Here is a 15,478-nt window from a genome sequence, read left to right as displayed (position 1 = left end):
ATTGGGGGTTTCATGCCGATAGTATGGCTTGTTCTGATCGTGCTAGCGATTGCTGCAGTCGGTTACCTGTTGGGGCGCACACGCGCCCTGCAAAGCGCCACAGGAGATATCCGGGCTTTGCACTCGCTTCCGTCGTATTATGGCGCAAATGTCGCCCTCAAGACGATCGTTCCCGCATTTGGCCTTATGATCCTCTGGTTGCTAGTACAGCCGCTTTACGTGAACTCTCAGGTATCCGAAATGATCTCGGGTTCCGCCATCGAAGACGGCGCGTCCCTCAATCTGGTCATGGCCGAGGTCCGTCGCACCGCGTACGGCTTGGATAACGCAGTTGCCGCCGGGCAGATACCCGAGGAACTGGCGCGCAACGAGCGCGCGGATGTGATCGACATGACCCAGCGTCTGAAGGATGCCGGGCAAGTGGTGACGTCGGATATCACGCAACCTGTGCTGCGCGCGGCGCAAAGCTATCGGATCATGAATGCGACCGGCTATTCGATCATGACAGTCGCCGTCATACTGACGGCACTCGCCGGTGCTGCGGTCAGCTGGCTTCAAACCCACGCGGAATACCGCGCGCGCAATGTGGTCGAGCAGGGCGTGCGAATCCTGTTGCTGGCAGCCGCGTCCATCGCAATTCTGACTACTGTCGGGATCGTCCTGTCCCTGGTTTTCAACACTTGGGAATTCTTCAAACTCTACCCTGCTACCGATTTCTTTTTCGGCACGACTTGGGCCCCCAGTTTTTCGGGGCGCGGCGGGTCGTCTGAACTTGGCATTCTTCCCCTGCTGTGGGGGACATTCTATATCTCGCTCGTTGCCCTTCTGGTGGCTGTCCCGATCGGGCTGTTCGCCGCGATTTACCTCAGCGAATACGCGTCACCCCGTGTCCGCGCCGTAGCAAAACCGCTGCTCGAGATACTGGCAGGTATCCCGACCATCGTTTACGGCCTTTTTGCGCTGCTTACCGTTGGTCCGCTTTTGCTTGGACTGTTCGGGGATGACGGGCTTGGCTGGATGAAGGCTGGCACGGCAGTCATGACCGCTGGGTTGGTCATGGGCATCATGCTGATCCCGTTTGTGTCCTCGTTGTCGGATGACATCATCAACGCGGTGCCGCAGGCTCTGCGCGACGGTTCTTACGGATTGGGTGCAACGCAGTCCGAAACCATCCGTCAGGTTGTTCTGCCAGCGGCGCTTCCGGGTATCGTGGGGGCGATCCTGCTGGCCGCATCGCGCGCCATAGGTGAGACAATGATCGTGGTCCTTGGGGCAGGGGCCGCAGCGCGGCTGAGCCTGAACCCGTTTGAAGCCATGACGACCGTCACCGCAAAAATCGTGAGCCAGCTGACCGGAGACGCGGATTTCGCATCGCCCGAAGCGCTTGTAGCCTTTGCACTGGGCATGACCCTTTTCACCCTCACGCTTGGGCTGAACATCTTTGCCCTCTACATCGTGCGCAAGTATCGGGAGCAATACGAATGACCGACGCCAGCATGCAAAGCCCAGAAACAGGTCATCGCTCAGTCTCGCTGACTGTAGGGGATGCACATACCAAAAAACGTGCAAATGCAGAGAAACGATTTCGGGCATACGGGATTGTCGCTATTGCAACGGGCCTGTTCTTCCTGATCGTTCTGTTCGCCTCGATCCTGTCGCAAGGTATTCCGGCCTTTCAGCGCACTGTTGTCAGCGTGGATTTCACCTTGTCCGCTGCGCAGCGAGACGAGGCGGAAAGTACGTTGTTCAAGACCAAGGCCTATTCCAACCTGTTCATCGCTCAGCTGAGCAAGGAACTGGAGGACCAAGGGATCAGCGTTGATTTCGACGAAGCGGCCATCGAACGTCTTCTTGGTAAAATCGGCGGTACAATCCGAACTTACTATGCCGACAACCCCGGCAAGCTGGGTGATCCGGTCAAGTTTGATCTGGCCGCCTCCAGCCGGGTCGACGGGTATTTCAAAGGCCGCGTGTCCCGTGACACCTTGCAGGACAGCCGGTTTCTACAGCTAAGCGATCTGGATCTGGTTGATGCGCTGGAACAGGCGGGCATCATCAAGCAGGCTTTCAACTGGCCGTTCATCACTGGCGCGGATTCTGGCGTTGACAACCCGGGCGGTGCTGGCATCGGCGCCTCGGTCATTGGGTCGTTTTTCATGATGCTGGTGGTTTTGGGCCTGTCACTGCCCATTGGTGTGGCAGCGTCGATCTATCTTGAAGAATTCGCCCCGCAGAACAGGTTCACCGACCTGATTGAAGTGAACATCTCGAACCTTGCAGCCGTGCCGTCGATTGTGTTCGGTATTCTGGGTCTGGCCGTGTTCATCCAGTTCATGCACCTGCCACAATCGGCACCGCTGGTAGGTGGTCTGGTTCTGACCCTCATGACATTGCCGACGATCATCATCTCGACCCGCGCCTCGCTGAAAGCGGTTCCACCGTCGATCCGTGATGCAGCGTTGGGGGTAGGGGCCTCGAAAATGCAGGCTGTGTTCCACCACGTGCTGCCTTTGGCCGCGCCGGGCATTCTGACCGGCACCATCATCGGTCTGGCACAAGCCTTGGGTGAAACTGCACCGTTGTTGCTGATCGGCATGGTAGGCTTTGTGGCGCGGGGATATCCCGACGGGTTCCTTGCCGGCTTTACCGAGCCGAACTCGGCAATGCCCGCCCAGATTTACACTTGGGCCGCACGCGCTGATGTCGGGTTCTACGAAAAGGCCTGGGGCGGAATCATCATCCTTTTGATGTTCCTGCTGACCATGAATATCATCGCTATCATCCTGCGCCGCCGCTTTGAACGCCGCTGGTAATTGGGGGCAATAATGAACGACATGACACGAGTGGAGAGAACCGTGGACTCCAAAGACATCAAGATCAACGCGAAGAAGGTTCAGGTTTATTACGGTGATACCCACGCCATCAAGGACGTGAGTGTTGAGATCGAAGACAAGACCGTCACGGCCTTTATCGGCCCTTCGGGTTGTGGAAAATCGACCTTCCTGCGGTGTCTGAACCGGATGAACGACACCATCGATATCTGCCGTGTCGAAGGTGATATCCTTTTGGACGGCGAAGACATCTATGACAAGCGGGTCGACCCCGTACAGTTGCGCGCCAAAGTGGGTATGGTGTTTCAAAAACCGAACCCGTTCCCCAAGTCGATCTACGACAACGTGGCCTACGGTCCGCGCATCCACGGCTTGGCGAAGAATAAGGCGGAACTTGATGAAATCGTTGAGAAATCCCTGCGCCGAGGCGCGATCTGGGATGAAGTCAAGGACCGTCTGGATGCGCCTGGCACGGGCCTTTCAGGGGGGCAGCAGCAGCGTTTGTGTATCGCGCGAGCCGTGGCAACCGAACCGGAAGTCCTGTTGATGGACGAGCCGTGCTCGGCGCTGGACCCGATTGCAACCGCACAGGTCGAAGAGTTGATCGACGAATTGCGTTCCCGATATTCGGTTGTGATCGTCACCCATTCGATGCAGCAGGCCGCGCGCGTCAGCCAGAAAACGGCCTTCTTCCACCTGGGAAATCTGGTCGAATTCGGTGAAACCGGGCAGATTTTTACTAACCCGGTCGATCCGCGCACGGAAAGCTACATTACAGGCCGTATCGGCTAAACACAGGTATCAAACAATGAGCGAACAACATATTGCATCTGCTTTTGACCGCGACCTCGAAACAATCCAGGCGCATATCATGAAGATGGGCGGTCTGGTTGAGGCCGCTATCATGAGCGCGGCGCGCTCTCTAGAAAGCCGTGACGTTGAGCTGGCCCAGGATGTGCGGCAAGGTGACAAGGCCATCGACGCATTGGAAGATCTGATTGATGAGGAAACCGCGCGTCTGATTGCCTTGCGCGCGCCCACGGCCAGTGACCTGCGTTTGGTTCTTTCGGTCTTGAAGGTATCCGGCAACCTCGAGCGGATTGGTGATTATGCGAAGAACATCGCCAAGCGTACGACCGTTCTTGCCAATGCGGGCGAGATCAGCGGCAGCGCCGCTGCCTTGCGCCGCATGGCGCGCGAGGTCGAACGTATGCTGCGCGACGCGCTGGACGCATATATTCAGCGCGACGCGGAATTGGCCACCGACGTCATCAACCGCGATGAAGAGGTCGACCAGATGTATAACGGCCTGTTCCGCGAACTCCTGACCTTCATGGCCGAGGATCCGCGCAATATTTCCGCCTGTATGCACCTGCATTTCATCGCCAAGAACATCGAACGTATGGGCGACCATGTAACCTCGATTGCCGAGCAGGTGGTGTATCTGGTCACAGGCGATCGCCCGACCGAGGCTCGGCCCAAGGCCGACATAACGTCGCAAACAGCGTAGGAGACGCTTCAGATGTCCGCAGATCAACCGACAGTATTGGTGGTCGAGGATGAGTTGGCCCAACGCGAGGTGCTGGCCTACAACCTTGAAGCCGAGGGTTTTCGCGTCTCAAAAGCGGCCAACGGTGACGAAGCTATGTTGCTGGTCGACGAAGACTGCCCGGATATCATCGTTCTGGACTGGATGATGCCCAATCTCAGCGGGATTGAGGTTTGCCGCCGACTCAAAAGCCGTCCGGACACACGTTCTATCCCGATAATCATGCTGTCGGCCAGATCAGAAGAGGTAGACAAGGTTCGCGGGCTTGAAACCGGTGCCGACGATTACGTGGTCAAGCCATATTCGATCGTCGAACTGATGGCGCGTGTTCGAACACAACTGCGCCGCGTTCGACCGGCAACTGTTGGCTTGCGACTGCAATATGACGACATCATTCTGGATTCGGAAACCCACAAGGTCAGCCGCGACAGCAAGCCCTTGAAACTGGGCCCAACCGAGTTCCGGCTTCTCAGCACGTTCATGGAAAAGCCGGGCAGGGTCTGGAGCCGTGAACAATTGCTGGATCGGGTCTGGGGACGCGACATCTATGTCGATACGCGTACGGTTGATGTTCATATTGGACGCTTGCGCAAAGCCTTGACGCAACATGGCGGGGTTGATCCTGTTCGCACAGTCCGCGGTGCTGGTTACGCATTGGGATAACACGCATCAGACTTGTTTTGGTCGAATTTGTTTGATCACTGATTGCGGTTGTATCTGAGTAATTCTCCGCCGTGCCATATAACGTATAATTGGTATTATGGTTAAATCGTCGGACTTGTAATACGGAACGCAAGCCAACACTTTGAAAACACTGTAACGAACCTGCCCGGAATACGCATGGAGCTTGAGAACAAAACTGTCGTTATCACCGGCGCTGCCCAAGGCATTGGTCGTGGTCTTGCGGAACGGTTTTCCCATGAAGGAGCAACTGTTGTTTGCTCGGATGTTGACATCGCTGGTGCTAAATTGGTTGCGGAACAAACCGGTGGTCAGGTGTATCCCTGCGACGTTTCCAGCGAAGCGCAGATCAAGGATCTCATTGATTTTGTAGAAGAAACTGTCGGTCCAATTGACCTGTTTTGCGCAAATGCCGGAATTCTGACGCTTGGTGGTCTCGATGTTGCGGACGAAGATTGGGATCGGATCTGGAAGATCAATGTAATGTCCCATGTCTGGACTGCCCGCCATCTGGTTCCACGCATGGTTCGTCGCGGCGGCGGATACATTATGATAACTGCGTCTGCGGCAGGTTTGCTGAACCAACCTGGTGCAGCCCCGTATGGGGTTACTAAACACGCCGCTGTAGGACTTGCCGAATGGCTTTCGCTGACATATGGCGCTGAAGGATTGAAAGTCTCGGTCTTGTGTCCGCAGGCTGTGCGTTCAAGAATGACCGAAGGACATGAAATTTCAGTAGCTTCGATTGATGGAATGCTCGAGCCCAGCGATGTGGCTGACTCCTGCGTACAAGCTATTCGAAATGAACAGTTTTTAGTTCTACCTCATCCACAAGTCGCTGACTATTTGCAGTTCAAGGCGGCTGACTATGACCGGTGGCTAAGTGGAATGCAGAAGTTAAATCAGAGATTTAGCGACAACACTTAAGGTTGCGCGCGAACTCTGCGCATCAATCCTTCCTGTGCAACAGATGCAACAAGGGAACCGTCCTCGGAATAGATCGATCCACGGTTAAAGCTGCGTCCCTGCCCCGTCCACGGCGAATCCATCACGTACAGATGCCAGTTCTGAAAATTCACCGGCGCGTGAAACCATAGCGCGTGGTCCAGACTTGCGCCGTTGAACTCTCCGCTAAACCAGCTCAGACCGTGAGGCCGCAATCCAGAGGACATCAGGTTCATGTCAGACGCATAAGCCAGCAGTAAGTGCTGCGTTCTGGCGTCGACCGAAGCGGCAGCGGGCATACGAAACCAGGTCTGGTTTCGATCATCAGAGACTTTCGGTGTGAACGGGTCCAGATGATCGACTTCCCGAACCTCGATCGGGCGTTCGCGCAGCAATTCGCCCCTCAACCTTTCGGGAACACGTTCAACGTATGTTTTACGCAATTCAGATCGGGACGGGTACGTTTTTGGTGCGTTCACGACGGGCATCGGATGCTGATGGTCCCAGCCTTCGTCCCGAACATGAAAGGACGCCGACATGTTCAGGATTTGTTTTCCATGCTGAATTGCAACCACGCGGCGAGTTGTGAAAGAACCTCCGTCTCGCGCTCGATCAACTTGATAAATAACGGGTTTCTCAGGATCGCCCGGGCGAATGAAATAGGCGTGCAGCGAATGACACAACCGTTCTTCAACAGTTCGATATGCCGCAGCCAGCGCTTGCGCAATGACCTGCCCGCCAAATATGCGTGTTGGCGTTTCACCGCCCGACCCCGTCCCGCGAAACAGATCGACCTCAAGCCGTTCAATATCCAGAAGATCCAGTAAGATACGTTCCGCTTCGGTCATCGTCTGCTCGCAAGTTGTGTCGTCCGGCACCGGGTATCAGTACAGAAGAAATCATTCAATCATGGCGGCATGGACCAGCGCCTTGAGTTCGGCGCGGGATGGGTACGAACTTGAGGGGGACAGTTGGGTAAAGAAAATCGCCGTCAGGTCATTCTGCCAGTCAATCCAGAAATAGGTCGACGCCATTCCACCCCAACTGAAATCCCCGATAGAGCCGGGAACCCTTACCAGACCGGGATTCAGAACAACCGCACCGGCCAGCCCAAAGCCCATTCCTTCCATCGGTTGCTCTGCAAAACTCTGCGGACCCATTGATGCAATGTCGCCGGGAAGGTGATTGCGCATCATGAAATCAACTGTTTTCGGACCAAGTATACAGCACCCGTTCCCGGCCCCCCGGTTTCGAAGCATGTCCGCGAATTTTGCATAATCATCAATCGTCGAGATCAGACCGCCACCGCCGGAAAAGGTCGTCGTGTTTTCGAACGGGGATTCTAGGTGGGAATCGAATAGTCTCAGGCTTTCGCTGCCGTGATCCGCGGAATTCAGCGCCATCGCGTCGCCAGCCAATGGGGTGTAGAGCGATGCGAAACGATCCCCTGCCCCAGCGGGTATGGAAAAACCTGTTTCTCGCATGTTGAGTGGCTTAAGGATTTCGCTTCGAAAGAACTGCTCCAAGGACTGGCCCGAGACCACCTCGATCACACGACCCAGCACGTCAATACCGACCGAGTATTCCCAGCGTGCACCGGGTTGGAACGCCAGTGGCAGCCCTGCCAGATCGCGCACAAGGTGTTCCAGAAGTCCCTGATTGGGTTTGAAAATAAGGTCCCGTTCATCCATCGCATGGGGTAAAAGCCCGGGGTTGAACGGATAGCTTAACCCACTGGTATGCGTCAGTAACTGATGCAGAGTGGGAGACGGTGCAGCCTCGGTCTGATCCAGTCTCTCCGCCCCCGGTACCAGCGCGTGCATATCTTTGAATTCAGGTAGAAATTCAGAAACAGGCGCGTTCAGGTGAACTAGTCCACGTTCGACCAATGTCATCAACGCGACTGATGTGACCGGTTTGGTCATGGAATAAATGCGCACCAGCGTGTCGCGTTGGAATGGCCGGCCAGTCTCCAGACTGCTGACACCACTGGCATGATAAAAGGCTTCGTCCCCTTTGTGGCGCAGCAAAAAGGATGATCCGGCATATTTGCGCTGCTCAACATAGCTCTCCATCCAATGGCTAAGCCGATCCAGCCGGGTTTGATCAAACATGGATTGCCTGTGGGACATTTAGATATTTCCGTTCGGTGTTAAGCAGTGACTGTTTAAGCTTGTGACCTGAAATAACAGCAAAAAGCTGCGTGTTGCAGAGAAATTCGTGATCAGACTTCCTCAGCGTGCCTCACAATGAAATGTTAGACTGATTTCGACGCAGATTCGCCTGAAGTTCAATGAACAAGATTTCAAGGGACCGAAACGGAGGAACCCTATGACGCGGACCATAGATTTTATTTACGATTTTTGCAGCCCGAACGCGTTTCTCGCCCATAAAATGCTCCCCGATCTTGCCGAGCGCTATGACGTAAGCATTACTTATGTTCCCGTCCTGTTGCCTGCGGTGTTCAAAGCGACGCATAACCAAAGCCCGTTTCAGGCATATTCCGAAAACCGCCAGAAAACGGCCTATTTGACGCATGATCTGCATAGGTTTGCCCGCCGTCGTGGGCTGAGCTTTCATATGAGCCCGCATTTTCCGATCAATACCAAACTTGCCATGCGAGGCGCGTGTTTTGCTAATGGAAAACCTTGGGAAGTCAAATATATAAACGCGATTTTTGATGCTATTTGGGTACATGGTCAGAAGGCGGACGAGATCGGTGTCCTAACGGATATTCTGAACGAAAACGACTTGCCCGTTCGCAAAATTCGCGAAGCCATGACAAGTCCCGACGTTAAACTGAAACTGAAAGAGAAAACTAAATCGTCGGTTCGGCGTGGTGTGTTTGGGGTTCCCAGCATGTTCACCGGGGCCGAATTGTTTTTTGGAAAGAACAGTCTGCCAAACCTTGAAGTTGAGCTTTCAAGGCAAGATAGTGACATAAAAACAGCTTGATAGGTCGTCACTCTAATGTGGACTCAAGAGCTTTCAGGCCGTGCTGGGCGAATATAGGAACATATGCGCCAAAAGCCTTTGCGCGGTCGGGGTCTGACGCATTCCCATCCAGCGCGCGTTTGTAGACACCCTGTAGAATGCCCGCCATACGAAAGAAATTGAAGCCCAGATAAAAGCCGAAATTGTCTATGCCATCCAGGCCTCGACGTTTGCAGTATTGGGCAATGAATGCCTCATCGCTGGGCAGGCCCAGACTATTTCGATCCACACCCGCCAGCCCCCGGCCCTGTTTTCCCGGCGGCAACTGCCATTGCATGATTACTGCGGCAAGATCCGAATAAGGGTGACCGATCGTTGACAGTTCCCAATCCAGCACCCCGATACAATCCGCCCGGTTTGGCGCGAACATCAGGTTGTCGATGCGGTAATCCCCGTGCACCAGCGTGCGCTGCCCGTCATCGGCCGGTACCGAGGTTTCGAGCGCAGTGGCCAGTGCATCCATTTCCGCAATGGCCGAGGTTTCGGACGCGCGGTATTGCCTGGTCCAGCGAGCGATCTGACGCTCGTAATAGTTGCCAACCGGCCCATAGTCAGACAGGCCAACGGCATCGATATCCATCATATGCAGCTGGGCAAGAACCCTGTTCATCTCGTCAATGATGGCGGCGCGCGTTTCGTTGCTTTCTTTGGGCAGGGTTGGGTCTGGAAACACCCTGCCCTGCAAACGCTCCATCACATAAAAGGCCGAGCCGATGACGCTGTCGTCTTCACACAGCAGATACATCTTGGGCACCGGAACCTCGCTTCCGGCAAGGGCGCTTTGAACCCGAAATTCGCGATCAACGGCATGTGCCGATTTCAGCAATATTCCGGCGGGTTTTCGGCGCAGCACATAGGCTTTCTCCGGCGTGCGTAACTCAAACGTCGGGTTGGATTGCCCTACGTCAAATTTCCTCGCCTCCAATGGCCCGTTGTAGCCGGAAAGATGCGCGCTCAGATACGTATCTACTGCTGCCAGATCCAGATTGGTTTCGGTTTTCATTGGCTGTCTTCCCGTCACAGGGCCTCGGCAAAGATGTTTCCGGCGGTCACAACGTTGATCCCACCCGAAACCGGGATCACCGCACCTGTCACATAACTGCCGCCGCGACCGCACAGGAACAACATACAGCCTGCGATATCCTCGTCCCGTCCGACGCGACCCAGAGGTACAGACTTGCCAACCCGTTCTCTGGTATCCTCATCGGCTGTCGCAAAGGCAGTCATGCGCGACACAAACGGTCCCGGAGCGAGTGCGTTCACCGTGATGTGGTACGGTGAAAGTTCCTTGGCCAAGACCCTGGTCAGATGCAAAACCGCAGCCTTTGAGGCCGAATAGCTGTAGGCCCCATCGCCCATTGGGACTTCACCCATGACCGACCCGACATTGACAATGCGCGCCGGGTCTTTGGCGGTGCCTGATTTCATTAGCATTGGCAAAAGCCGCTGGGTCAGTTCGAATATCCCTGTCACGTTGACAGACATGACCTTTTCCCATGCATCGTAGGGAAACTGCCCCATCGGTGCACCCCAGGACACCCCCGAATTGTTCATCAGGATGTCTAGTTTTTCCGTACGCGCCTGAATGTCAGAGACCAGCTTGCCTATACCGACTGCGCTGCCAATGTCACCGGCAAAGCCTTCGGCGCTGCCCGGCACGTCCAGCGCGTTCAGTTCTGCGGCGACCTCGGCACAGGCGTCTCCTTTTCTTGAGGCAATGAGCACGCGCGCACCCGCCCGAACCAGCGCCTCGGCTGCCATGCGGCCTATACCAGTCGCTCCACCTGTTACCAATGCGGTTTTGCCGTGAAGCGAAAAGAGCGTGTCGGGTGTCATTCTGTGTACCTCAGTTTCATTGTCACCAGTTCATCGTGATACATATTGCGTTCCTCTTGCCGTTGCGGCAGGCGTTGGACCGTAGCGTTGACAAAAAACCATGCTGCACCAAAACTTCCTCGACACAAAGTACAGGCAGATCAGAGGCGGTATGCAAGCATTACTCAGCGTCGCACCAGGTGGTCCCGAAACCCTGGAGCTTACGACCCTACCCGACCCGAAACCGGGCAAAGGTCAGCTTTTGATCGGTGTGAAAGCAGCGGGCGTGAATTTTCCGGACATGTTGATTATCCGCGATCTGTACCAGATGAAGCCGCCACGGCCCTTTGCTCCGGGCGGTGAAATTGCGGGTGAAGTTCTGGCTGTGGGCGAAGGCGTCAATGGATTTAAGCCAGGCGACCGTGTTTTGGCCCTAACCGGGCATGGTGGGTTTTCGACCCATGTCACACTCAAGGCGGACACTGCAATCCGAATTCCTGATGCGATGCCCTATGAAGATGCCGCCTGTTTCATTTTCACCTACGGCACGTCCTACCACGCGTTGAAGGATCGGGCGGAGATTCAACCCGGTGAAACCCTGTTGGTACTGGGTGCCGCCGGAGGTGTGGGGTCAGCCGCCATTGAACTGGGCAAAGCCATGGGTGCCAGGGTGATCGCAGCCGTTTCATCACCTGAAAAGGCCGAATTCTGTAGCCAGATTGGTGCCGATGACGTGGCGATTTACCCGCGCGACATGGACAGGGATGCACAAAGAGCCTTCTCAACCGAAGTTAAGAAACTCGCAGGTTCTGACGGCGTTGACGTCGTCTACGACGCCGTTGGGGGTGCGCTGGCCGAACCGTCCCTGCGCAGCATGGCTTGGAACGGTCGTTACCTTGTCGTCGGTTTCCCAGCGGGCATTCCGCGGATTCCCTTGAATCTGGCCCTTTTGAAAGGATGTCAGATCGTTGGTGTGTTTTGGGGCGCGTCAGTATTCCGCGACCCGATCGGCCATGCTGACAACGTCAAGAACCTGTTCGATCTGAACACAGCCGGGAAAATCAAACCGCGGATTAGCGCCCGGTTCCCGCTTGCCCGCGCGCACGAGGCGCTTGAACAATTGTCGCAACGATCCGTTCTGGGAAAAATCGTTGTCACCATGGAGGAAAATTGAGGCCGGGAACAAAATGGCGGCCCGATTCCCACACCGGTTTTTCGACTGTACTCGATCCGGCAAAGGCAGGTAGACAACCCAACCTCAAGGCGTCTATGTACCATTAATGGGGATCGTGAAGACATGCACAACGTTTTGGTATTGAATGGCCCAAACCTCAACCTGCTTGGCACACGGCAGCCCGAGGTTTACGGCAGCACCACTCTGAAGATGATCGAGGACGAGTGCCAGCGACATGGCGCGTCCATTGGCCTAGAAGTCTCGCATCTGCAATCCAACCATGAGGGTGTGTTAATTGATGCGATCCACGGCGCACGCGGTGTGCAGGATGGCCTTGTGATCAATGCGGGGGCGTTCACACACACGTCGGTTGCGCTGATGGATGCCATCGCGTCAGTTGAACTGCCGGTTGTCGAAGTTCACCTATCCAACATCCATGCAAGGGAAGCATTCCGTCACAAGTCCTATATCGCGCCTGTCGCTCTGGGGCAGATCTGTGGATTTGGCGCCCAAGGTTATGTTCTTGCACTGGACGCACTGGCCGCCCATCTGAAAGCAGGTGATACGGCATGACCCTCAGGGAATATCTGCGATTTGTCAGCTATGCCAAAACCCTGGAAGACCTGTGGGATGCGCATTGCCGACAAATGGCGGAATACGGGCTTGATCGTTTAATCTACGGCCATACGCAATACAGGACGGCAACCTCATTGGGCGATCCAGAGGATTTTGTCATCCTGACCAATCATAACCGCGCCTATGTGGACGGTTTCATCAAGGACGGTTTGTATTTTCACGCCCCCATGTTGAAATGGGCGCTGGACAATGAAGGCGCCGCCAGCTGGAGAATGTTGCTGGACATGCACTCTCGCGGGTCGATGACCGATAAAGAGCGCGAGGTTTTCGAGTTCAACAAGTCCATGGGTGTTGTTTCTGGTTACACCATCAGCTTCAACTCAGTCTCGGTGCGCTCCAAAGGGGCGATTTCCTTGTCCGCCAAGGAAGGGATGAGCCAGGAAGACATTGACGCAATCTGGCAGGAGCACGGCGAAGACATTCTTTTGATGAACAACGTTGCGCATCTGAAGATCCTGACGTTGCCTTTCAACCCTCCGAACCGGGCCCTGACAAAGCGTCAGCGCGAGGCTTTGCAATGGGTCGGTGACGGCAAAACCACGCAGGACATAGCCCTGCTGATGGGCCTGACAGCGGCAACTGTCGAAAAGCATCTTCGACTCGCCCGTGAGGCGTTGTCGGTCGAAACGACGGCTCAGGCTGTTTTAAAGGCATCTTTGCATAATCAGATGTTCATTATGGAAGTTTAGGAGTGTTTTTGTGATGCCATCCAGCGTCAGTTTACCCTAGGTAAGGAAATCACTACTTTTCAAATCTAACCTAAAAGTTGCAAAGTGAGAGTGTTCCGTGAGTGGTGGCTTTAGCCAGGGAACATTCGATTGGATCTTTGCGATTTCAAAGCTCTCCAATCACTCTGACAAGGGGGCGCCTATTCGTCCGCGTACCTGTGTCGGAATTTTGGGGGGCCTCGACCATCCCCATCATGCGGGGCCCTCCAATCCTTCACTTCTTTGCGAATTCTATGATGTGCCACTAACAAAAAAGGGCTACGCAATGCGTAACCCTTTCATTTTGTTCAGCAAGGCCCCAGTCGGAGCCGTTCTTTAGCCCTGAGCGGCTTTTGCGACTTCGGCAGCGAAGTCTTCTTTTTCCACAACGATGCCTTCGCCAACCTCCAAGCGAACGAAGCCGGTGATGGTTGCGCCTGCTTCTTTTGCAGCGGCTTCAACGGTCAGATCAGGGTTCACAACGAATTGCTGGCTCAGCAATGTCGATTCGGCGACGAATTTCTTCATGCGGCCTTCGATCATCTTCTCGATCACCTGCTCCGGCTTGCCGGATTCGCGGGCGATGTCCATCTGAACCTGCTTCTCCTTCTCGACAATTGCCGGGTCCATGTCGGCCTCAGATAGGGCAGCCGGGTTCACAGCGGCGATGTGCATCGCAACCTGCTTGCCGATAGCCTCATCACCACCCGACAGTGCAACCAGCACACCGATTTTGCCCATGCCGTTGGTCGCAGCGTTGTGCACATAAGACACAACAGTGTCGCCAGACAGTTTGGCCATTCGGCGCACCGACATGTTTTCGCCAATGGTGGCGATCTTGTCGGTCAGGGTATCGGCAACGCTTTTGCCGCCCAGATCAGCCGCCATCAGCGTGTCAATACCGTCCACGCCTTCAGCCGCGTTTGCGATCTTGCCGACCATTTCCTGAAACTCAGCGTTTTTCGCAACGAAGTCGGTTTCCGAATTCACTTCGACAGCAACGCCGTTGCCACCGCTGACGTGAACAGCAACCAAACCCTCTGCCGCGGTACGACCAGATTTTTTGGCTGCTTTGGCCAGGCCTTTGGTACGCAGCCAGTCAACGGCGTCGTCCATGTTGCCGCCGGTTTCGGTCAGCGCTTTTTTTGCGTCCATCATGCCTGCGCCGGTCGAGTCGCGCAGTTCTTTAACCATTGCTGCTGTGATTGCCATCTTTTGGCTCTCCTCAATTCAAACGGAATTGGGGCAGGTCATACCCTGCCCCATATGTCATTTACGTGACGGGCAGCTTACGCTTCGGCAGGGGCTTCTGCGGCTTCTTGCGCAAGAGCTTCTTCAACCGGAGCTTCTTCGAATGCGCCTAGGTCTACGCCTGCTGCGCCCATCTGTGCGGTCATGCCGTCCAGAGCGGCGCGTGCGACCAGATCGCAGTACAGAGCGATTGCGCGTGCTGCGTCGTCGTTGCCGGGGATGATGTAGTCAACGCCGTCGGGCGAGCAGTTGGTGTCGACAACAGCCACAACCGGAATACCCAGTTTGTTGGCTTCTGCGATGGCCAATGCTTCTTTCTTGACGTCGATGACGAACAGCAGGTCCGGAACGCCGCCCATTTCGCGGATACCACCTAGCGACGCCTGAAGTTTGCCCTGGTCACGTTCCATGCCCAGACGCTCTTTCTTGGTCAGGCCTTCTGCGCCCGATTCCATGGCTTCGTCGATCTGGTTCAGACGGTTGATCGACTGGGAAACGGTTTTCCAGTTGGTCAGCGTGCCGCCCAGCCAACGGTGGTTCATGTAGTACTGAGCCGACTTTTCAGCCGCTTCAGCGATCGGGCCAGCGGCCTGACGCTTGGTACCAACAAACAGAATGCGGCCACCCTTTGCGACGGTGTCACGAACAGCCTGCAAAGCCTGATCCAGCATCGGAACGGTCTGGGTCAGGTCCATGATGTGAATACCATTGCGCGAGCCGTAGATGAACGGGCCCATGCGGGGGTTCCAACGCTGTGTCTGGTGACCAAAGTGAACGCCAGCTTCCAGCAGCTGACGCATGGTGAACTCGGGAAGAGCCATGCTATTTTCCTTTTCCGGTTTACGCCTGGGCGGGGGTGAAAGAAGCGGACGCTCCAACCGGCGGTCTTGATGAG

At 55.4% G+C, this 15,478-nt stretch carries 16 protein-coding genes; 10 read left to right on the top strand and 6 right to left on the bottom strand.

What is annotated here, in order from left to right:
* Positions 1–12 precede the first annotated feature (12 nt).
* The 6 genes from pstC (at position 13) to ACR0BK_RS01610 (ending at position 5,988) form a co-directional block, all read left to right on the top strand.
* Positions 13–1,485, top strand: a complete 1,473-nt coding sequence (gene pstC / locus ACR0BK_RS01635) for a phosphate ABC transporter permease subunit PstC (protein ID WP_480553505.1) — start codon at positions 13–15, stop codon at positions 1,483–1,485.
* Complete coding sequence (gene pstA, locus ACR0BK_RS01630) at positions 1,482–2,813, top strand: phosphate ABC transporter permease PstA (RefSeq protein ID WP_480472770.1); 1,332 nt, start codon at positions 1,482–1,484, stop codon at positions 2,811–2,813. The genes pstC and pstA overlap by 4 nt, the downstream gene beginning before the upstream one ends.
* 12 nt (positions 2,814–2,825) lie before the next feature.
* Entirely contained in the window at positions 2,826–3,623 is a 798-nt protein-coding gene (gene pstB, locus ACR0BK_RS01625; RefSeq protein ID WP_480480931.1) for a phosphate ABC transporter ATP-binding protein PstB, read from the top strand.
* Between the two features lie 16 nt (positions 3,624–3,639).
* Positions 3,640–4,341, top strand: a complete 702-nt coding sequence (gene phoU / locus ACR0BK_RS01620; protein WP_480472766.1) for a phosphate signaling complex protein PhoU — start codon at positions 3,640–3,642, stop codon at positions 4,339–4,341.
* A gap of 12 nt (positions 4,342–4,353) precedes the next feature.
* Positions 4,354–5,043 (top strand): phosphate regulon transcriptional regulator PhoB, encoded by a 690-nt coding sequence (gene phoB / locus ACR0BK_RS01615; RefSeq protein WP_480472764.1) that lies wholly within the window; start codon positions 4,354–4,356, stop codon positions 5,041–5,043.
* 177 nt (positions 5,044–5,220) lie between these two features.
* Positions 5,221–5,988, top strand: coding sequence for an SDR family oxidoreductase (locus ACR0BK_RS01610; protein ID WP_480553503.1), 768 nt, complete (start codon positions 5,221–5,223; stop codon positions 5,986–5,988).
* Here ACR0BK_RS01610 and ACR0BK_RS01605 read toward each other — a convergent pair.
* The gene (locus ACR0BK_RS01605) at positions 5,985–6,854 is read right to left on the bottom strand and encodes an acyl-CoA thioesterase (RefSeq protein WP_480476735.1); all 870 of its coding nucleotides are present in this window, start codon (positions 6,852–6,854) and stop codon (positions 5,985–5,987) included. The genes ACR0BK_RS01610 and ACR0BK_RS01605 overlap by 4 nt on opposite strands.
* Before the next feature lie 51 nt (positions 6,855–6,905).
* Positions 6,906–8,120, bottom strand: a complete 1,215-nt coding sequence (locus ACR0BK_RS01600) for a serine hydrolase domain-containing protein (protein WP_480553501.1) — start codon at positions 8,118–8,120, stop codon at positions 6,906–6,908.
* Between the two features lie 217 nt (positions 8,121–8,337).
* On the opposite strand from ACR0BK_RS01600, the gene ACR0BK_RS01595 reads away from it, so the two are divergent.
* Positions 8,338–8,961, top strand: a complete 624-nt coding sequence (locus ACR0BK_RS01595) for a DsbA family protein (RefSeq protein ID WP_480472758.1) — start codon at positions 8,338–8,340, stop codon at positions 8,959–8,961.
* Between the two features lie 7 nt (positions 8,962–8,968).
* Here the strand turns inward: ACR0BK_RS01595 and ACR0BK_RS01590 are convergent, their stop codons facing one another.
* Together ACR0BK_RS01590 and ACR0BK_RS01585 are read right to left on the bottom strand one after the other, a co-directional pair.
* Complete coding sequence (locus ACR0BK_RS01590) at positions 8,969–10,003, bottom strand: phosphotransferase family protein (protein ID WP_480553499.1); 1,035 nt, start codon at positions 10,001–10,003, stop codon at positions 8,969–8,971.
* A 14-nt stretch (positions 10,004–10,017) separates the two neighbouring features.
* Positions 10,018–10,836, bottom strand: a complete 819-nt coding sequence (locus ACR0BK_RS01585) for an SDR family NAD(P)-dependent oxidoreductase (protein ID WP_480553497.1) — start codon at positions 10,834–10,836, stop codon at positions 10,018–10,020.
* 151 nt (positions 10,837–10,987) lie between these two features.
* Between ACR0BK_RS01585 and ACR0BK_RS01580 the strand changes: the two genes are divergently transcribed.
* The 3 genes from ACR0BK_RS01580 to ACR0BK_RS01570 all read left to right on the top strand — a co-directional run bounded on the left by ACR0BK_RS01580 (position 10,988) and on the right by ACR0BK_RS01570 (position 13,314).
* On the top strand, positions 10,988–11,989 hold the full coding sequence (locus tag ACR0BK_RS01580; RefSeq protein ID WP_480553495.1) for an NADPH:quinone oxidoreductase family protein: 1,002 nt from the start codon (positions 10,988–10,990) through the stop codon (positions 11,987–11,989).
* A 123-nt stretch (positions 11,990–12,112) separates the two neighbouring features.
* The gene (gene aroQ, locus ACR0BK_RS01575; protein WP_480517014.1) at positions 12,113–12,562 is read left to right on the top strand and encodes a type II 3-dehydroquinate dehydratase; all 450 of its coding nucleotides are present in this window, start codon (positions 12,113–12,115) and stop codon (positions 12,560–12,562) included.
* Entirely contained in the window at positions 12,559–13,314 is a 756-nt protein-coding gene (locus ACR0BK_RS01570; protein WP_480493168.1) for an autoinducer binding domain-containing protein, read from the top strand. Before aroQ ends, ACR0BK_RS01570 begins: the two co-directional genes overlap by 4 nt.
* Positions 13,315–13,668: 354 nt before the next feature.
* On the opposite strand, the gene tsf is transcribed toward ACR0BK_RS01570, so the two are convergent.
* Both tsf and rpsB read right to left on the bottom strand, forming a co-directional pair.
* A complete protein-coding gene (gene tsf / locus ACR0BK_RS01565; protein WP_480517012.1) occupies positions 13,669–14,544 on the bottom strand; it encodes a translation elongation factor Ts in 876 nt (291 codons plus the stop codon).
* A 77-nt stretch (positions 14,545–14,621) separates the two neighbouring features.
* Positions 14,622–15,404 carry a 30S ribosomal protein S2 gene (rpsB, locus tag ACR0BK_RS01560; RefSeq protein ID WP_480553493.1) on the bottom strand — a complete coding sequence of 261 codons (783 nt, stop codon included), beginning with the start codon at positions 15,402–15,404 and terminating at the stop codon, positions 14,622–14,624.
* Positions 15,405–15,478 lie beyond the last annotated feature (74 nt).

This window comes from Ruegeria sp. AF1, from assembly GCF_056542125.1.
This window is presented reverse-complemented; position numbering and strand designations above follow the sequence as displayed.